This is a genomic window from Neobacillus sp. plas4, assembly GCF_057221695.1.
On sequence record NZ_CM170152.1, the window covers coordinates 1612678 to 1632049 of the forward strand.

Below are 19372 nucleotides of genomic sequence, written 5' to 3' on the forward strand. Positions count from 1 at the left end.
AACACCCTTGCCTTAACACAAGATTAGTAAAACCCTGATAATAATCCGTAATTTACTACTATTATATTTAGTCATGAATGGGCGGCATGATGTAATCAACTAGATGACAGTAACGGTGATAAAGGAAAGGTGAACAATGCTACATCAATTAATGCGTCTACAGTCAGCAGTCCAGACATATCGAATGCGGGAACACTCTGGTGTTGAGTTGGTGGCATGGTGGGGGCAAAATCCAATATCCTGCCACCAATTTAATCAGCCTAAACCTTTTTACGCTGGAACTGTTGCCTATTAAATCAGGCATTTCATAACAAAACTGTTATAATCAGATTAACTTTACTTCCTTGACAGGGAAGGGGGCGTGGGTTCGAATCCCTCACAGGTCATCACTAATCCTAACATCAATTTGATGTTAGGATTTTTTTTGTAAAGGGTCAGTCCTTTTAGAGGACTGACCCTTTCTACGTCTTCAGACCTATTTGAAAATCAAGCTCAGGCTCAATTATATGAAACTGAGAAAAAAGGTAAGATGATATCAAGATAAACGAAGGAGGAAAACAAAATGAAAAAGTTTGGTTTAGTTATTGCAGGTGGAATTGCTGCCATCATCTTACTTTCTACAATTGGTCCGATGGTGGGGTTATTAGTAAGTATGGCGCTTCTATATTTCATCTATAAACAGTTTCTTAAAACAGAATCGACAGGAGGAAGAATTGCACTTGGCGTTATCGGAGTTATTCTTCTAATGGCTTCCATCTCTAATGCACCAGCCATTATTGGTGTCGTTGCTGCCTACATTCTTTATCTGGTTTATAAAAACTGGAATTCAAGTAAACACAAAGTAACCAATGAAGAATCAGATCCATTTGTAAATTTTGAAAAGCAATGGAATGAATTAAAAAATTATTAAACAAAGGGGAGAAAAAAATGACTAACCTTTTCACAAGAATTAAAAATACGATTACAGCAGATTTAAACGAGGCACTTGATAAAAAAGAAAACCAAAATCCAATCGCATTGCTTAATCAATACCTTCGCCAATGCGAACAGGAAACCGAAAAAGTCGGAAAGCTGATAGACCGTCAAACTTCACTAAAAGATGAATTTACAAAAGAACTGCAACAATCGGAGGAAATGGCGGGAAAAAGAAAGTATCAGGCAGAGGTTGCCTTGAAGGCAGGAGAAACAGAACTGTATCAATTTGCTGCAGATGAACAGCAGGTTTATTCCGACCGGGCTGAAAGAGTAAGATCCTCTCTAGAACAAGTAAATGGTCAATTAGGCGAACTTGAAAGAAAACATGGAGAAATGAAAAATAAACTCAAAGATATGCAGCTTCGCCGAATGGAGCTGATGGGTCGTGAAAATGTTACAAGAGCGAACCATCGAATCAACCATGTACTAGAAACAAACACTTATTCTAATAAATCAATCACACGTTTCGAAGAGATTGAAAATTATATCGACACTCTTGAGAATCAAGTAAATAGAAAATACAATCAATCAACAATTGATTCGCGAATCGAACAATTAGAAAAAGAAATGAAAATTTCAAACTAAACCAAAAAACAACGCAGGGATCAGAAAAATCCATGCGTTGTTTTTTATTATTTTTGTTTGTTTATCCAATTGATAAAATTGTCCATTACTGTATCGATGAATTGAACAGTTGGTTCATGGACTAGCTTTCCGGATTCATCAAGCTTTTCATGGATTGCACCGATAAATACTTCATTTCCCGGTAAAGTTAGTGCAGATATTCCAGGAGAATTTAATATTTGGCGCAAGTGCATTTGAGCACGTGCGGTTCCTAATGCTCCTGGGGTGCCTCCGACGATCATAACAGGTTTACCGGTCATTACTTTATCAACACGAGAAAACCAATCTATGGCATTTTTTAAAAAAGCCGGAATAGAGTGGTTATACTCAGGTGTAACAAACAGTACCCCGTCGCTTTCTGCCACCTTTTTCTTAATTTCCGTTACGATTTCAGGAGGTGTTAACTCATCATCTTGATTATACATCGGCAGTTTTTCAATAGGCAAAATCTCAATCTCAGCAGTCTTATAACGATTTTGCATATATACTGCTAGTTTTTTGTTAAACGATTCCTTCCGATTACTACCCACAAGTGCTACGATTTTCATGAATATCTCTCCTTTCAAGTCAGTATTAATAGTATCACTAACATGAACGTAATTCATTTTCAAAGAACTTTTTTTTAATTGTTTTTTAACCGATTTCTTTCTAAGTGTAAAGTAGTAGTAAAGTAATGGTAAAGTATTCGTAGAGCATTAGCGATAAATGAAACCTTCTTCCTAATCTATCGTATTATTAAAAGGGAAATTTTACACAATTGAAGAATGGAGTGTTATGGATGGAAAATCAAACAGAAATCATTACAAAAGAACAAAAGCCTTCATTATTAGGAATGTTCACGAGTCCGGGTGAACAGTTTGAGAGGATTAAGAGGGTGCCAAAAATTTGGGTGCCTTTGATAATAATCAGTGTTCTTTATGCAATTGGAATGACATTAATGGCATTATCCATGGACGCCTCAACATTAATTGATCAGGGGGTTCCAGAGGATCAAGTAGATATTGTTTTGGGAATTACGAAGGTAACAGTCGCCATAACTGGAATTATAACACCAATTATCGGTGTTCTCATTAGCAGTGCAATCCACCTGATTATTGGCAAAATAGCTAGTTCTCCGGTTACGTTTAAACAACTTTTCTCTATGAATACTTATATCATGGTAATCGGTGCAGCGGGAGTTATTCTAAATACTGCAATTAGATATGCAATTGGCGGAAATCCAGAAATATATGTTACTAGTTTAGCAGGGTTACTAAATCAAGATAAAGTGGGTATCTTAGGATCATTTGAGGTATTCACGATCTGGACAATGATTGTCACGGCAATTGGACTACATAAAACAGCACAATTTTCAAAAGGGCTGGCTTGGACGATTGCAATTGTCTTCTTCTTAATCGGAATTGGCTTTGCCATGATTGGCAGTCTGCTGCAAGGAGCACCGGTGCTGTAATGAAAAAGAAAACATGGATAATAATAAGTGTAATCAGCTTGGTCATCATTATGATTTCTGTCAGTGTTTATCGGGAGGTCCTTGCAAAAGGACCTTCCGTTGAAACTACTGAGATGAAGGAGGAGGAAATCTCATCTCTTCTAATGATCCCAGGGACAATAAAACTGGAAGAGGAACAAATTATTTATGCTTCCCCAGAAAAAGGGGAGTTGAAAGAGCTGCTAGTAGAAGAAGGACAGGAAATCAAGAGCGGCACAGTTGTAGCCACTCTTCATAACCCTCAGCTTGAACTGGAATTGGAGCAAAATAAACTCTCAATCGAATCTGCTAATCTTAGAATCAATCAACTTGATAAACAACTTAAGCAATTAAAGGATAAAGAAAAGACCCTGACTGAACAGCTGGGTAAGGGGGAAGCGAAAAAGCAGCTTGACCCAGAATATGAACAGCTCGAGATGGAAAAAAAGCTGGCTAATCTTGAGTTAAAGCAAACAACACTGCAAAAGAACATGATTGATAAGCGCCAAAGTGAATTAGAGATTAAGAGTACGATCGACGGTGTCGTCTTAACCACTAAGAAGCCAGATACAACTTCTCTTGAAAACAGTATGGCAGAACCTATCGTACATATCGGTAAATTGGATGCATTGATAGCAAACGGTTTATTGTCTGAATATGACACATTGAAAGTGAGCACAGGACAGAAAGTCATCCTTCGGTCAGATGCATTGCCGGAACAAGAATGGCAGGGTGAGATTGCAAAAATCTCTCTTCTTCCAGAGCAAAATCAAACTGCTCTCCAAAGCGGAAATCAGGCAGTGCAGTATCCAGTAACAATGAAGCTGACAGGGGACATAAAAGCATTGAAGCCTGGTTTCCAAGTAATCATGGAAATTGAAACAGACAAAAAACAAGCAAATGTTCTTTCAATCAACGCCTTACATGATGATGGAGACCAGCCATATGTTTTTATTATTAAAGATGGCAAAGCGAGTAAGAAAAATGTTAAAACAGGCATCACTTCTGGAACAAAGATTGAGATTTTAGAAGGTTTATCAAAAGAAGACAAAGTCATCATTGACAGTCCTGATTCAATCAAGGATGGCATGGAAGTGACTGTAAAATGATCCAGCTAGAATCTATCACCAAATCCTATTTGCTAGGAAAAGAGAGTGTAAATGTATTAAATCATATTAGTTTAAGCATTGAACAAGGCGAATTTGTAGCCATCATGGGTCCATCTGGTTCCGGTAAATCCACACTAATGAATATGATTGGCTGTTTGGATAAGCCGACAACTGGTGAATACCTCTTAGGGGGAGAAAATGTTTCTCATTATAGTGAAAATGAACTAGCAAGAGTTCGAAACCAATCTATTGGATTTGTTTTTCAGCAATTTCATCTATTACCCCGGCTGACTGCCTTGAAAAATGTAGAGCTTCCGATGATATATGCAGGCGTTTCTAAAGTTGAACGGCAGTCTAGAGCGGAAGAAGCTTTGAAGAAAGTGGGGTTAGCTGACCGTATGGACCACCTTCCCAATGCTTTATCAGGGGGACAAAAGCAGCGTGTGGCAATTGCAAGAGCGATTGTGAATAAACCCAAAATTATTCTAGCGGATGAGCCGACAGGGGCATTGGATTCAAAGACGAGCATAGACATTATGGAGCAATTTAGGGAGCTTAATGAGGAAGAAGGCGTTACGGTTATTATTGTTACCCATGAATCAGAAGTAGCGGAATATGCGAAGCGTACTATATTTGTTCGTGACGGAATGATTCAGCAACCCTCTTCACAATCGAGGGGGGCGTCTGAATGAGTTTTATGGAAAACCTTTTGATGGCGTTAAGTTCACTGAAAGCCCATAAAATGCGAAGTATCTTAACCATGCTGGGAATTATTATTGGTGTTGGAGCGGTTATCATTGTAGTGGCAATTGGGCAAGGCGGAGAAGCGATGTTAAAAAAACAAATCACCGGTCCGGGTAATACGGTAGAGCTATTTTATCAGCCTTCAGATGAAGAAATCCGGTCAAACCCAAATATATTTATGCAGGCTCCATTTAAACAAGAGGATATACGTGCTCTTGAACAAATACCAGAGATAAAAAGCGTTGTAGCCTCTAGTACTCAGATGTCATCCGTTCGATTTCGACAGGAGACTGCAGACGTCTCGTCAACAGGAATAAATCAAGCTTACATACAGCTGAATGATATCAAAGTAGAAAAGGGGAGAAGTTTTTCAACTTCAGACTTTCTAGGCGGTCGTCGTGTTGGGGTGGTTAGTCAGGCAATCCAGGAAGAATTATTTAAAGGTGAAAATCCGGTTGGAAAAGTGATCACTTTGGCAAATCAGCCGGTTGAAATTATCGGTGTGTTAGAGAAACCAACAGGTCTCCTTTCATTTAGTTCTATGGAAGTTTATCTTCCTTTTCAAACCTGGCGGATGATTTACGGAAGTAGTGACTATACACAGGTAACACTGCAAGCGGAGTCTTCAGACCAGCTTCAAACAGCTGGGAAAAAAGCTGCTAACCTGCTAAATAATATGCATAATACAGATGATTCCTATCAGGTACTCAATATGGAAGAAATCGCTGCGGGAATTGGTCAGATTACCAGAATCATGACTCTTATTATTGGCAGTATCGCAGGGATCTCCTTATTTGTCGGCGGCATTGGCGTTATGAATATTATGCTCGTTTCAGTTACAGAACGCACAAGAGAGATTGGAATTCGTATGGCACTTGGTGCTACAAGAGGACAGGTCTTAACACAATTCTTGATCGAATCGATGACGCTGACATTAATTGGCGGAGTCCTTGGGATTTTTCTTGGCTGGGGAACAGCTAGTATCGTAAGTTTCTTTGCGGGCTGGCCATCCTTAATATCTTGGCAGGTCGTTGTAGGTGGTGTGGTCTTTTCAATGGTGATTGGTATTGTATTTGGACTGCTTCCAGCAAACAAGGCATCAAAGTTAGACCCAATCGAGTCTTTGAGATATGAATAGATTCGAAGGAGGGATGGGACAATCATTTGTCATCCCTCTTTTTTTGAAAAAAGAATTATTTGAATATTCCGCCATACTATTTTATAATAGTTTAAAACTTAGATAGTTTATGCAATTTAAATAATAGAATTAAGGGAGACGAGCCGAGTATGGAAAAAGTGAGAGTAGATAAAAAAGGATATTATGGTGAATTTGGGGGAAGTTTTGTCCCTCCGGAGCTGCAGCTAGTATTAGATGAGATGGAAACTCAATTCTTAAAGTATAAGGATGACGAGGACTTTATAGAAGAATTCAACTATTATCTTAAGGAATATGTTGGCCGTGAAAATCCGCTGACATTTGCAGAAAATTTAACAAAGCAACTTGGCGGCGCAAAAGTCTATTTAAAACGAGAAGATTTAAACCATACCGGTGCCCACAAAATAAATAATGCCATTGGTCAAATATTGTTAGCGAAACGAATGGGTGTAAAGCGAATTATTGCTGAAACTGGTGCGGGGCAACATGGTGTTGCAACAGCAACTGCATGTGCCATGTTTGGAATGGAATGTATTATTTATATGGGTAAGCTAGACACGGAACGTCAAGCGCTTAACGTCTTTAGAATGGAACTATTAGGAGCTAAAGTAATCCCAGTTGAAAAAGGCCAAGGGCGATTAAAGGACGCAGTCGATGAGGCGTTAGCAGACTTAATTCAAAACTATCAAAATACCTTTTATCTATTAGGATCAGCTGTTGGACCGCACCCATACCCATCTATGGTAAAATACTTTCAATCTATAATAAGTGAAGAGTCGAAACGCCAAATTATTGAAAAAGAAGGAAGGCTTCCAACTGCAGTAATTGCCTGTGCCGGAGGCGGCAGTAACGCCATTGGAGCATTTGCCCATTATATTGACGAAAAGTATGTGCGCCTAATCGGAGTGGAGCCGAAAGAAGCTCCTACCTTAACAGAAGGAACCCCTGCGGTTATCCATGGCTTTAAATGCTTAACATTGTTAGATGAAAATGGAAATCCGCAGCCAACTTATTCGATCGCAGCCGGTTTGGATTATCCAGGCGTTGGACCAGAGCATAGCCATTTGAAAACAAGCGGAAGAGCTGAATATGTAACCGTAACGGGCCAGGAAGCGTTAAATGCATTTTTGCTGCTAAGTAAAACGGAAGGGATTATACCTGCATTAGAAAGCTCTCATGCTGTTGCTTACGCTATAAAACTAGCAAAGGAATTACCAAAAGATGATGTTCTGATTGTAAACTTATCAGGCCGCGGTGATAAAGATGTTGAGCAGGTATTTAATATGTTAAAAAAGTAATTTCAGTGAATTAGACGTATCGATCATCGATGCGTCTTTTTGTTATTTAAACGAACAATACCGGATTGAACTTGTAAATCCCAGGAAAAAGTGAGAATCTTGGTATATAGGGCTCTTTTCTTAACCTTTCAACAATCTTTACGAAACAACCTTAAATAAAATACTCCTCAGGAGTGAAGCAGATGATTAAGAAAAAAATTCGCCATATCCAGCGTTATCGTGACATTGTATATGCTTTTACGAAGCACGGATTTGGGTTTATTATGAAGGAATTAGGGCTTATCGATTTATTATCAGTACCAAAGCGTGTATTTGTTGAAGGAAACAAATCGCTCAATAGCAGAACAACAGGTGAACGGATTAGGTTGTTTCTCGAGGAACTGGGTCCAACCTTTGTGAAAATTGGACAAATTGCCAGTACAAGACCCGATGTTATTCCTGCTGAAATTCTACAAGAGTTGGTAAAACTTCAAGACCGTGTTTCTATTTTTTCCTTTGATGAAGTAAAAAGAATTTTAGAACTAGAATTGGCTGATACGCTGGAAAATTCATTTGCTGAATTTTGTGAAACGCCGTTAGCCGCTGCATCGATTGGACAAGTTCATTATGCAGTCTTGCTTTCAGGAGAGCCAGTAGCCATTAAGATTCAGCGGCCTAATATTATGGGTGTGATTGAAACGGATTTAGAAATTATGCAGGATCTGGCCAGACTGGCAGAAAGTAGAATCGATTGGGTCGAAAGATACCAAATTCGAACGATTATAGAAGAATTATCAAAGTCACTTCGTGAAGAATTAGACTATGAAAATGAAGGCAGAAATACCGAGAAGATTTCTAAGCAATTCAAGGAGGATCCAAAAGTTCACATTCCAAAGGTATATTGGGAATACACGACCAAAAAGATATTGACGATGGAATTTATTGATGGGATTAAATTAAATGAAGTCGAAAAGCTTGAAGAAGAAGGATTTGATACAAAAGTATTAGGTGAAAAAGTAGTAAACGCTATATTTCATCAAATACTAATAGATGGATTCTTCCATGGTGACCCCCACCCAGGGAATATAGTGGCACTGCCAGGTCAAGTCATTGCCTTTATGGATTTTGGTATGGTTGGACGAATCACTCCTGACATGAGGAGTCACATCGCCTCCTTTGTCATTGCCTTAATGCGAAAAAATACGAGTGAAGTTGTGAAGGCAATTACAAATATGGGGCTTGTACCTGATGATGTGAATGTTAAACAGTTACATTCAGATATAGACAAGCTTCGGGAAAAGTATTTGGATGTCCCTTTTAGTCAAATGAGTGTTGGAATGGCCGTGAATGAGCTCTTTTCTGTTGCATATCGCCATAAGATTCAGATTCCAACAGATTTAACGATATTAGGAAAGACACTGCTGACTTTGGAAGGGACCGTTGAAAAACTAAACCATGAAATTAGTATACTAGCAGTGGCTGAACCTTTTGGACGACAACTACTCATTGATCGTTTTAAACCGAAAAATATGGCTGAGTTTGCATGGTCTAACTTCACCGAATATGGCAATATCCTTCATGAATTCCCAAAAACGATAAAAGATTTCACCTCTGTCATGAAAAAAGGTAAAATGCAGATTGAGATCTCTACTCCTGAAATAGAATCAGTCCTTAAGAAACTTAATACTATTAGTAATAGGCTCTCATTTAGTATTGTATTGTTAGCTTTTAGCATTATTTTGGTAGGGGTGATCATTGGTGCCTCCCTATCAGGACAAACATCGATTCTATTATCGAAAATCCCAATGATAGAAATAGGATTCGGTATCGCGGCCATCATGTTCCTCTTACTTTTATACTCTATCTTTAAATCAGGGAGATTTTAAAACTCCGTGCCTGGCCGAATCGCCGGGCATTTTTTTACTTTAAGCAGAATATACTAAACCAATTATATTCGAGTGTAACGTAATAGGCCAAAGGGGTGAAATATGTATAAAAAGAGAATAAACTATTATTTAAGCTACAGCAGAACAAATTATATATCTATTAAAAAAAGATTATTATACATTTTCTTTGGTGCATCTTTGGTTGCGATCTCATTACAGTTATTAATAGTAAAGAATAACGTAATAGACGGCGGTATCGTTGGGGTAAGCATTATACTCTCTCATTACACTAGTATTGAAGTTGGTTTATTTCTTTTATTACTTAATACTCCATTCCTCTTTTTAGGCTATTCCTATCTTGGAAAAAGGTTTATTATTCTTAGTATTTTTGCCATTTTTATTTTATCATTTGGTACCCTTATATTAGAGCCATATCCTCCATTATCTGAAAATCCTGTGGTAGTGATTGTTTTAGGAGGGGGTATTTTAGGGTTGGGTGTAGGGATTGTTATTCGATTTGGAGGCTCTTTAGACGGGACAGAGGTTTTAGCCATTTTGTTAAGTAAAAGATCACCCTTCTCAATAGGAAAAATTGTTATGTTTATTAATTTTTTTATTTTGGGAAGTTCAATTTTTATATTCGGATTGAAAGAAGCTGTATTTTCATTAGCCGCCTTTTTCATTGCTTATAAAACGATTGATATTATTGTAGAATGATGATTGTACATGATAAGATTACAGAATTGCCAAATTTTTTTGAGAAATTATCAAATTTACATTGACTAAAAACTATTAATTCTTTATTCTTAGGCTGTGTTAATGATACTGTTGATTATAGAGCTTGTTTCGATGTGGCGATGTGCGTACCTATTGTGCAAATTAACGGCCAGTATTACACAGCCTATTTCAAAACAATTATACAACTGGTTAGGCAGAGGACATTTATGGAAACAAAATATCAAGACCCAGTAACACATTATAAGGAATTTGAAAGAGAATGTAACAAGAAAATCCACACCATTACCAATAGTCTAGACTTTACAGAAGCACTTGGAAGTGCAATGGAGCGGCACTTAAACCATGTTGAGACCCAACAGAAGATAATCAAAAAATGGTTAACAGTATTTGATATCCCAAATAAAGATGATATCGCTGCCCTTGCATTAAGAAAAATAGATTGTGAGGAGAAGATAGATAATCTAGAAGAAACAATCTATATACTCCAAATGGATTTAAAAAAGAATAATTTTGAGTTAAAAAAACTTACGAACTGTCTAAAAGAAAACCTTGAATTTCTTGAAGATGAAGTAAAAAATGTAAAGGTTAACAAGATGAAGACATTGGAAATGGAACTTGAGGAATTGAAAAAATTATTTACTAACAAAAATTGAGGAGGAAAAAGAGATGGTAAATAAAAATGAATCAGTATCAAGTTATGAATTATTGTGGAAAGCTGCCTTTGAACAAGTAGATGCGTGGGCTGAAAAATTAAACCAGTCTGATGAATTATTCTTGAATACTACTAAACAATTTGTTGAGAATATGAGACGAAGTCAGGAAAATGGGCATGCCATTACTGAGCAATTTAAGAGAGAGCTTCTTGAATGGGAAAAATATGCACGTGAAGAATTACTAATGGCCACCACTACTATACAGCAATTTTTTCCTATTACGTCCTATGAGGAGATAAACCAAGTATTTGATGATATTCAAAATAAAACTACATACCTTCTAACAACACCTATTCGTACTTTAATGAATGGTCAAGCGCTGGATAAATACATAGATACGGTTGAACAATGTATTTCCTTTAGAAAGAAAAGCAGAGAGGATTATGTAGAAAATCTAAAAAGTATAACGAATGTATTATATGAAAATCAAAAATTATTTGTGGATCAATTAGATAAGCAAGTGAAGTCAGCTCTTTTTCCATTTCAGCAATATATCAAAAATGTTACGGAACCAACAAAATCTTAACGGAGGTAAATAGAATGGCAGTGATAGGACCAAACGACCCATATGATTCTTTTAAAAAGTACAGTGAAATTTGGGAAAAATTAATAAATGACTTTATCCAACTCTGGACAAACAACCAGGAATTCGCCGGAATGTCCCCTGTCAGTACAGAAGCAAACTCTCGTTATCTTGAAGCATTTAGAAAAAACCAAGAGGCTCTTGCGGGTATCCTTAATATTCCAACTAAAAGCGATTTAACGAATGTTGCTTCCCTAACGCTTCAGACAGAAGAAAAAATTGAGACCTTAGAGGAACAAATCTTGAAATTACAGGATTCCATTCAAATCCAAAATAAAGAAATAGAGACTGTTGTAGAGGTAGCCAAGGAAATTATTAAACTGACAAAACAACTAAAAACTGAGTTAGTTAAAACGAATAAAGAGCTCGTTTATACAAAGGATTTACAAAGTGAACTGCAGGAGATGAAGAGTGAATTAAATAAACTTAGTCATTTTAAAGAAGAATTTGACATGATTAAAGAGTTACTTAAAAAGGACACACCAGCAGAACCTCTTATCGCAGGAGTGGATTCGTCAAAATAATAGAAAAGAAGTGTGAACGGTGGCAGTAGAAGCACTCTTTAGGGAGTTCGTTCAAGCCTTGGATTATGAGAAAGATATGCGGCGTTGGAAGCATGTTGGTAAAGTATTGAGTGAACCGGAACCGAAGGTTGGTCATACTATTAGAACTGAGGTTTGGAGAAAAAATAAATCAATACTATGGCATTACCCGGCAAAACAAAAAAAATATGGAATCCCTTTATTTTTTGTCTATTCCTTATTTAATAAACCGTATATTCTTGATATTGCCCCAAAGGTAAGTGTAATGGAGGGTTTAACAAACCGAGGATATGATGTTTATTTATTGGATTGGGGGACACCGGGATATGAAGATAAAAATATCGGTTTAGATACATACATCCAAAAATATTTAAGACAGGCAGTCAGGCGCGCGATTCGCCACTCAGGAGCAGACGAGTTAACGCTTGTTGGTTATTGCTTAGGAGGTACTATTGCCTCAATCTATGCCTCCATTGCAGAAGAACCAATTAAAAACTTGATTGCGGCAACAGTTCCAATTGACTTCAGTACGATGGTGGGCCCAGATAAATGGGCTGAAGGACTAAGGAATGGAGATATTAATATCGACCGTTTCATCGAAGTTTACGGGAATGTACCGTCATCATATGTGGAAGCTATCTTTCAGGCGGTTACTACGCCAATTTATTTTAGTCACTATGCCTCGCTATTAAATCGGGCAGATGACGAAAAATATGTGGATAAATGGCGTCGAATGAATAAATGGACGTCCGATCATGTCTCCTTTGCGGGTGAAGCATTTAAACAACTCATAAATGATCTTTTTATAGAGAATAAGCTTGTTAAAGGCGAATTAATTATTGAAAATAAAACTGCAGATTTGAAAAATATTAAATCAAATCTATTGGTTATTTCTTCCTCTAAGGATCAACTAGTATTAGAGGCACAAAGCTTGCCAATCATGGATTTGGTTTCTAGTAAGGATAAAACCTACAAAATAGTTGAAGCAGGTCATGTATCTTTAGCATTAACTGGTTTGTTCGCTATTGTTATCGATGAATGGGCATCAACACGTTCGAAACTACTCTAATTTATGGTTCTACGAGTGAGTACAAGGTTATATAATGAATATAAAGAGGGAAGAGATTCTTCCCTTAACTTGCGATTTTATTTTTGTTTAAAAACTTTTTCAACACATCATTAAATGCTTCTTTGGCCTCAAGCTTAGCAATATGTCCTGTATTTCTGAAAATGATAAATTCAGAGTGTCTAATCTGATTATGCATCCATAGCTGTAACCAAACAGGAGTTACGGAATCGTACTGGCCGCCAATTATTAACGTTGGAACTTTTATCTTGGGGAGTAAACAGAGGTTATTAACCTCAAGACATGCTTTAAGAGATAAAAGATAAAATTTACGGTTTGGCTGATAAAATTTATGGAAGGCCTCAAGGTTACTTTCAGACCAAGAGTATAAGCAAACTCTTGCCGCGATATCTTTTTCCTCTTTTATAGAAAGCTTTTCTATACCGTATTTCTTGAATGTTAGTAAAAAATCACCAAAATGTTTTGGTGCGAAATGAAGAGTGCTTACAAGGATAAGAGACCGGCACATTTCCGGTGCCTGACGATAGATTTCTTGTGCAACCATTCCACCCATTGATAGCCCGCAAATATGAGCACTTTTAATCCCTAACCCCTTTAATAAGTAAATAATATCATGTGCAAAGTTCGAAATGGATATTTCCTCATTTGTAAGATACTCCCCGTGTCCTCGTAAATCCGGGATAATGAGATCATACTGTTCTGCCAATTCAAACTGGTTCGCCCAGCCTTCCTTTATTTCACCGAGACCATGAATAAAAACCAAAGGTTCACCAGCACCCAAACGTAAAAAGGGTATCCCAGAGAATAACTCACCCAAGTTAAACTACCTCCTATGGTTTGTGATAAAAACCTTTTTTTGCCATAATTCGGATAGTATAAACAGGTTTAATGTTTAATTAACCAATTATATAAATATAAAATGCTGATTATAACCAATAGGTGTATATTACATTTATTAGGACAAAAGAAAGGACAATCGACTTTACGATTGTCCTTTCCCAGCTTAACCATCAATTCCGTTGTCATCGCTTCCCTTGTCATCATCATCATTGTCGTGATCATCATCATATCTATCATCGAACTTTACTCTGGTGATTTTTCCTGTTTCAGCATCGACTCGTACGTCCGCTTCGCCCCTGTCTGACTGAATTTCAAATTTGTATTCCAGTCTGCCATGCTCCAATTCCTTTTCAATCTCTGTAATCTTTCCGCTCACTTCATTTGTCGCTATTTTTGCTGCTTCTTCCACTGAGAGTGTTGAAGTGTTTGACGGTTGGGAAGCTGAAGAGGGACTGTTGTTGTCATCATCATCGGATTCAATCTTGTAAAATGTTTGACCATGCTCTGTTTCTAGCTCCACTTCCTGACCTGCCTTTAATTCAGGGATGTTTTGTGAATCAAGATTTATGATGGACGTTTTGTCTTCTGCATGAATGGAATCATCTGGACGGTTATCATCATTCTTTGAGGCACCTACTGCAATTGCACCTCCCATAACAAGTAAGCCTGCCAACGCACCAATTAATACTTTTTTTTTCATTATTGTTTCCTCCTTTTTATTAGTAACCTTCCTATAATTACAGTATATCCAGCTAAAATGAGAGAAAAAGGATAGAAACATTAGAAATTGATGAGAAATGCTTGGTTACTACTCACTTCCTAGTCGTCGTCGTCTTTGTCATTATTGTCACTGTCATGATCATCCCAGGTAACAGATAGCACCTCTCCAGTTATGGCATGAATTTGGACTGTAGCTTCACGGTCATCCTTTGTTTCGATTTTAACAAAGTAATAGGTTCGGTCGCCCTCTGTTTCTAACCAAATATCATCCACTTCGCCTAGAACTTGTTTACTGGCAACCTGAACAGCCTCAGGCTCTGTCAATCGTTTGGGCGGTTGATTGACTGCAGTTGATGTGGAGGAGAGGATGGTACCTGAAATGGCATCTACGATTATGGTAGTCTGTTTATCGGCCTCATTCACAATTGCCTTAAATGTTGTTTCCTGATTCGTAACGATTTTTTCTAAGGATACTAGCGAGCCATTTGCTGCTGTAAGAACGATCTTTTTTATTTCTTCCTCCGTTAACTCCACTTCAGTAGGAGGAGCAGGGGGCGTTGCCTTCCCTGTAGATCCGATTTCTGCAAAAGATAAAACTTTCCCACTTTCAGCATCTAACTTGATGACATAAAGACGATTCTGTTTTTCTAATTCTATATGGTATTGTTGACTGGTTAACTTTATTAATGAAACTTTGCCCTGATAGCGTTCTTGAACAAGCTTCTGAGCCTCTTGTTCCGATAACATGTCGGCAGAGGGATTGAGTTTTCCAAACTGCTGCCAACCGATAAATACAATAATTAGGAGTAGGGAGCATATTGCTGCCCAAAACCAAGAGATTTTTTTCATACGTATTCACCACCTTTTTTACATTTATTTTCTTACATGAAAATTAGAAAAAGATGAGAAATCAATTAGATTTTCATTTTCTTTTTGTAAAAAAGTGTGGCTGTTGTTCCAACACCTAATTTACTTTCAAGTTGTATGCTAATGCCAATGGCATTAGCAATTTCCTTTGCAAGCGATAGCCCAAGACCTGATCCACCTTGTTTTCTGCTCCTGGCCTTATCTACCCTATAGAAACGATCAAACACCTTTGGCAGTTCATCTTCTTGAATGCCAATTCCACAATCTATAATTTTGATAAAAACCTCTTCCTTCTCTATTCCTGCGGTAACCACTATTTCTTCATCACTATATTTTCTTGCATTATCTAAAAAAATAAAAAGCAGCTGCTTAAGCTTTTTTTCGTCAGTATGAATGATAATGGGGGGATCAATTTCCTCTACCCATTTAATCTCTCGGTTGTAAGCATTCTTGAATGCATTAACACTTTGGGTAATTAGTTCGTGAAGATTTAACTGGTTTACTTCGATATTCCATTGTTCCTGATTCCTTGCTATCAATAACAGCTGTTCGGTCATTTCCTTCATTCGAATTGCCTCGGAATGAATGGCTTCAATCGACTCTGCAAATAGTTGCGGTTCTTTTAAGCCTCGTCTTTTTAACAAGCTGGCATAGCTTTCAATAATCGTTAATGGCGTTTTAAGCTCATGAGAGGCATTTGAAGCAAATTGCTGTTGTTTTTCAAAGTTAACTTCCAATAACTCAATCATATGGTTAAAGGTTTCGCCCATTTGAAAAAGTTCGTCTTTGGACTTACCTTCAAGCTTAATGGTTTTAAAACGACCGCTTTGTCTTATTTCTGTCATCGTTCTAATCATAGATGTGACTGGCTTTGTAATGAGATTACTAAGAAACCGGCTCGATATTAATACAGGAATCAGCGCCAGGAGTGTTACCATAAATAAAACTATACGAAGGATGGATAAATTGTCGGTTGCAGTGTCCATACTTTTGGTTATCTGTAGATTCGCAATACTCCCGTCCTGCAAAATAATTGGCATTGATTCAAACGTATATTGAAGGCCTTGATATTTAATCGTTTTGCTTACTTCACTGTTAAAAAACTCTGCTTTGCGTTTACTTAAATTTTGCTCTCCAGGGCTAGTCACTGCAGGCAAACTTTTATTATCTGCAGTCACGATTTGAATCATCCCATTGACTGGAACGTAAGAACGTAAGAGGGCACCCTCGGGAATTGAACCAAGGGACAGACCGATATTTTCGGAGATTTTTTTAATTTCCTTATTTGCAGTACTAATTTCACTATCAATAATTAATTTGTTAAATGAATAATACACAGTAATATTGATGAGGAGAAGCAACAGTGCGAACAAGAATGCAGTGTACAGATTGATTTTATTCCTTAGTTTCATTTGACATCCTTCAAAACATAACCCACACCTCGAACTGTATGTATCAATGCTGGTAATTGTGGGATGTCTATTTTTTTTCTAACATAGCGAATATAAACATCGACTACATTCGTGTCACCGAAAAAGTCATAACCCCATACTGCTTCTAAGATTTGGTCTCTACTCAACACTTGCCGTTTATTCATCATCAGATAAACAAGTAAATCAAATTCTCTTGGAGTTAATTCAATGTGTTCTCCAGCTCTTATGACTTCTCTTGATTTTTGATTTATGGTTAAATCAGCAAAACGCAGTAGATCTTCGTTATCTTGCTCGGGTTGCTCCACTTGCTTAATTCTTAAGGCAGCACGAATCCTTGCCAGCAGTTCTTCAATTTGAAAGGGTTTTGTAATATAGTCGTTAGCCCCGAGATCCAGACCTGAAACTTTGTCTTCAACCGAGCTTTTTGCCGTTAATAGGATGACAGGCGTAAGCACATCATTGTTTCGAATACGCCTGAGAAGTTCAATCCCGCTCAATCCCGGCAGCATGACATCTAATAAAATTAAATCCCAGCTTCCAGTACGATATGCCTCCAGAGCCTCGAGTCCATCAATTACTTTTGTAACGGAATAACCTTCGTATTCAAGCTCCAGTTCTAATACTCTTGCAATCTTTTCTTCATCTTCTACGACTAGAATCGTCCCTTTATTTAAAGACATTTGGATTCTCCTCCATTTTTTATTCCTACAACCCTATTCGTCATGATTGTGATAAAAACCTTTAGAAAATATGGTCCATACTTTAAATACAAGTTTATCAAAAAAAAATTAACTTTGCGTGAACGAAAACCTATTATGAATCGTTATAAATATGGATAGAGGTAAGGGGGAGAAATCTTGAAGAATATAATTGAAGTCGATAGCGTAAGCAAACAGTTTAATAATCGTGAAATATTAAAAGGTGTTTCTTTTACCATTAAGGAAGGCAGTATTAATGGGCTGCTTGGTCCAAATGGAGCAGGAAAAACAACGATTATTCGTTTGTTAAATGGAGTAATAGAGGCTACCAGCGGCAGGATGAGCGTGCTGAATTTTAATCCAAAACAACATGGTGATGAAATTAGAAAAAGAGCAGGTATTGTTACGGAAAGTGCAAGCCTCTATCATGATATGAGTGCATGGGACAATCTGGTCTTTTTCTCTAAAATATATGGAAAATACGATTCAAATAGAATTACTTATTTACTGGAGCAGTTTGATATGCTGTCATTTAAGGACCAACACGTTGGTAGTTTTTCAACAGGAATGAAAAAAAGGATCTCACTTGCAAAAGCTTTATTGCATAATCCACAGCTTCTATTTCTAGATGAACCCACAAATGGTTTAGATCCGGAAGGAATTAATGAAGTCATCCATTATTTACGAAAAGTAAATCAAGAAGAAGGAGTAACCATTCTGATTTGCTCGCATGTGCTCCACCAGCTTGAAAACATTTGTGATTCATATTTATTTCTAAAGGAAGGCAGGATCGTAGAAAAAGGTACAAAGAAGGAATTGGAGGATAGGTACTTAAAAGAAATTAGATTTCTAGTGGAGACGGACCTTAGGCCTGCTAGTCAAACTTACATGGGGTATCCGTACAGTAGAAAGGGGCAGATCCAATTGGAGTTTATCCTTGATTCAAAGGATCAGATCACTCCTTTATTAGCCAACATTCTTAAGGAAACATGGGTTCATAATTGTGAAATTACCAATAGAAGTCTCGAGGCTCTTTATTTTAATATTAAGGGGGAGAAAGACTTTGAATAAAGCTACAGTCTTAACCATTGCGCGGAAAGATATGAAAGCAACCTTTTCATCCAAAAAGGTTTGGGTTCCAATGATCATCGTTGCCTTATTATTATGTATCGTTGTTCCAGCTGGAATTGCCTATTTCGGGATTCATTTTGATATGGTTGGTACTTCTTCAAAAGATATTGAAAAGCCTATAAATTCTTTTATTGAAAACTTTCCAAGTGGAGATATGAAAAATACACTCATAGCATTGCCGACAATTGGCTATAAGTTTGTTTATTTTTTCTTAACCTTTATGATGATTCCCTTTTTCTTAATGGTAGCGATTATTAATTCAATGGTTACTTCTTCAAATAGTTTTGTAGGAGAAAAGGAAAGAAATACATTAGAGACTTTGTTGTTCGCACCCATATCTATTACCGATTTATTTCTTGGTAAAGTGCTTGCCTCTCTAATTCCAACCTTAGGGATCTCATTTGCTTCATTTATTGTCAGTTTAATTATTGTAAATATAATCACCTATCCATATTTTGAAGTGGTCCTATATGTTAATTCTACTTGGATGATATTAATGTTTTGGGTAATTCCATTATTGGTCATGTTTAATATTATTTTAAATGTATTGATCTCAGCAAAGGTAAAAACGTTTCAAGAGGCCCAGCAATTTGGCGGGCTGCTAGTATTACCAATCGTTGGAATAATCATTTCACAAGCTAGTGGCCTCTTTTTTCTAAGCCCATTCATTCTATTCGTAATAGGAGTAGGTCTCTTAATAGCCAACCTCTTCCTAATAAAACTAGTCACAAAATTCAACAACCGCAACACACTATTCCAAAGCCAAATTCACTAAAACAAA

The 19372-nt window shown here is 37.2% G+C and carries 22 protein-coding genes; 16 read left to right on the forward strand and 6 right to left on the reverse strand.

The genetic code is table 11. The features are described 5' to 3' along the window. The first annotated feature begins 136 nt into the window (after positions 1–136). From AC2TFD_RS08075 to AC2TFD_RS08085, 3 genes are all read left to right on the forward strand, one after another. A complete protein-coding gene (locus AC2TFD_RS08075; RefSeq protein ID WP_335519412.1) occupies positions 137–295 on the forward strand; it encodes a hypothetical protein in 159 nt (52 codons plus the stop codon). Between the two features lie 267 nt (positions 296–562). Next, entirely contained in the window at positions 563–910 is a 348-nt protein-coding gene (locus AC2TFD_RS08080) for a lmo0954 family membrane protein (RefSeq protein WP_335519415.1), read from the forward strand. Positions 911–927: 17 nt separating this feature from the next. After that, positions 928–1560 carry a PspA/IM30 family protein gene (locus tag AC2TFD_RS08085; RefSeq protein ID WP_335567560.1) on the forward strand — a complete coding sequence of 211 codons (633 nt, stop codon included), beginning with the start codon at positions 928–930 and terminating at the stop codon, positions 1558–1560. A gap of 47 nt (positions 1561–1607) precedes the next feature. On the opposite strand, the gene AC2TFD_RS08090 is transcribed toward AC2TFD_RS08085, so the two are convergent. Beyond that, positions 1608–2147, reverse strand: coding sequence for an NADPH-dependent FMN reductase (locus AC2TFD_RS08090; protein WP_335515984.1), 540 nt, complete (start codon positions 2145–2147; stop codon positions 1608–1610). A gap of 230 nt (positions 2148–2377) precedes the next feature. On the opposite strand from AC2TFD_RS08090, the gene yknW reads away from it, so the two are divergent. The 11 genes from yknW (at position 2378) to AC2TFD_RS08145 (ending at position 12884) form a co-directional block, all read left to right on the forward strand. After that, the gene (yknW, locus tag AC2TFD_RS08095) at positions 2378–3049 is read left to right on the forward strand and encodes a YknW family membrane protein (protein WP_335515981.1); all 672 of its coding nucleotides are present in this window, start codon (positions 2378–2380) and stop codon (positions 3047–3049) included. Then, positions 3049–4176, forward strand: coding sequence for an efflux RND transporter periplasmic adaptor subunit (locus AC2TFD_RS08100; RefSeq protein ID WP_335515979.1), 1128 nt, complete (start codon positions 3049–3051; stop codon positions 4174–4176). The genes yknW and AC2TFD_RS08100 overlap by 1 nt, the downstream gene beginning before the upstream one ends. Beyond that, positions 4173–4868, forward strand: a complete 696-nt coding sequence (locus AC2TFD_RS08105; RefSeq protein ID WP_335515976.1) for an ABC transporter ATP-binding protein — start codon at positions 4173–4175, stop codon at positions 4866–4868. The genes AC2TFD_RS08100 and AC2TFD_RS08105 overlap by 4 nt, the downstream gene beginning before the upstream one ends. Further along, positions 4865–6058, forward strand: coding sequence for an ABC transporter permease (locus AC2TFD_RS08110; RefSeq protein ID WP_484675404.1), 1194 nt, complete (start codon positions 4865–4867; stop codon positions 6056–6058). Before AC2TFD_RS08105 ends, AC2TFD_RS08110 begins: the two co-directional genes overlap by 4 nt. 149 nt (positions 6059–6207) lie before the next feature. After that, positions 6208–7374 (forward strand): tryptophan synthase subunit beta, encoded by a 1167-nt coding sequence (gene trpB, locus AC2TFD_RS08115; RefSeq protein ID WP_335567558.1) that lies wholly within the window; start codon positions 6208–6210, stop codon positions 7372–7374. A gap of 182 nt (positions 7375–7556) precedes the next feature. Next, positions 7557–9239, forward strand: a complete 1683-nt coding sequence (locus AC2TFD_RS08120; protein ID WP_335567557.1) for an ABC1 kinase family protein — start codon at positions 7557–7559, stop codon at positions 9237–9239. Between the two features lie 102 nt (positions 9240–9341). Next, a complete protein-coding gene (locus AC2TFD_RS08125; protein ID WP_335567556.1) occupies positions 9342–9956 on the forward strand; it encodes a YitT family protein in 615 nt (204 codons plus the stop codon). Positions 9957–10183: 227 nt separating this feature from the next. Next, positions 10184–10630 carry a hypothetical protein gene (locus tag AC2TFD_RS08130; RefSeq protein ID WP_484675405.1) on the forward strand — a complete coding sequence of 149 codons (447 nt, stop codon included), beginning with the start codon at positions 10184–10186 and terminating at the stop codon, positions 10628–10630. Positions 10631–10643: 13 nt separating this feature from the next. Then, positions 10644–11216, forward strand: a complete 573-nt coding sequence (locus AC2TFD_RS08135) for a hypothetical protein (RefSeq protein WP_335515095.1) — start codon at positions 10644–10646, stop codon at positions 11214–11216. A 14-nt stretch (positions 11217–11230) separates the two neighbouring features. After that, positions 11231–11797 carry a polyhydroxyalkanoate biosynthesis repressor PhaR gene (locus AC2TFD_RS08140; protein ID WP_484675406.1) on the forward strand — a complete coding sequence of 189 codons (567 nt, stop codon included), beginning with the start codon at positions 11231–11233 and terminating at the stop codon, positions 11795–11797. A 19-nt stretch (positions 11798–11816) separates the two neighbouring features. Next, entirely contained in the window at positions 11817–12884 is a 1068-nt protein-coding gene (locus tag AC2TFD_RS08145) for an alpha/beta fold hydrolase (protein ID WP_335515100.1), read from the forward strand. Between the two features lie 64 nt (positions 12885–12948). Here the strand turns inward: AC2TFD_RS08145 and AC2TFD_RS08150 are convergent, their stop codons facing one another. The 5 genes from AC2TFD_RS08150 to AC2TFD_RS08170 all read right to left on the reverse strand — a co-directional run bounded on the left by AC2TFD_RS08150 (position 12949) and on the right by AC2TFD_RS08170 (position 17442). Next, positions 12949–13719, reverse strand: coding sequence for an alpha/beta fold hydrolase (locus AC2TFD_RS08150; protein ID WP_335515102.1), 771 nt, complete (start codon positions 13717–13719; stop codon positions 12949–12951). Positions 13720–13905: 186 nt separating this feature from the next. After that, positions 13906–14442: a PepSY domain-containing protein gene (locus AC2TFD_RS08155; protein WP_335515105.1), complete on the reverse strand. Its 537-nt coding sequence runs from the start codon at positions 14440–14442 to the stop codon at positions 13906–13908. A gap of 119 nt (positions 14443–14561) precedes the next feature. Beyond that, on the reverse strand, positions 14562–15311 hold the full coding sequence (locus AC2TFD_RS08160; RefSeq protein WP_484675407.1) for a PepSY domain-containing protein: 750 nt from the start codon (positions 15309–15311) through the stop codon (positions 14562–14564). A gap of 65 nt (positions 15312–15376) precedes the next feature. Next, entirely contained in the window at positions 15377–16741 is a 1365-nt protein-coding gene (locus AC2TFD_RS08165) for a sensor histidine kinase (protein ID WP_484675408.1), read from the reverse strand. Then, positions 16738–17442 carry a response regulator transcription factor gene (locus tag AC2TFD_RS08170; RefSeq protein ID WP_335515113.1) on the reverse strand — a complete coding sequence of 235 codons (705 nt, stop codon included), beginning with the start codon at positions 17440–17442 and terminating at the stop codon, positions 16738–16740. The genes AC2TFD_RS08165 and AC2TFD_RS08170 overlap by 4 nt, the downstream gene beginning before the upstream one ends. Positions 17443–17619: 177 nt before the next feature. Here AC2TFD_RS08170 and AC2TFD_RS08175 point away from each other — a divergent pair, with 177 nt between their 5' ends. Next, positions 17620–18531 carry an ABC transporter ATP-binding protein gene (locus AC2TFD_RS08175; protein WP_335516978.1) on the forward strand — a complete coding sequence of 304 codons (912 nt, stop codon included), beginning with the start codon at positions 17620–17622 and terminating at the stop codon, positions 18529–18531. Continuing rightward, positions 18524–19366, forward strand: coding sequence for an ABC transporter permease subunit (locus AC2TFD_RS08180; RefSeq protein WP_335516975.1), 843 nt, complete (start codon positions 18524–18526; stop codon positions 19364–19366). Before AC2TFD_RS08175 ends, AC2TFD_RS08180 begins: the two co-directional genes overlap by 8 nt. Positions 19367–19372 lie beyond the last annotated feature (6 nt).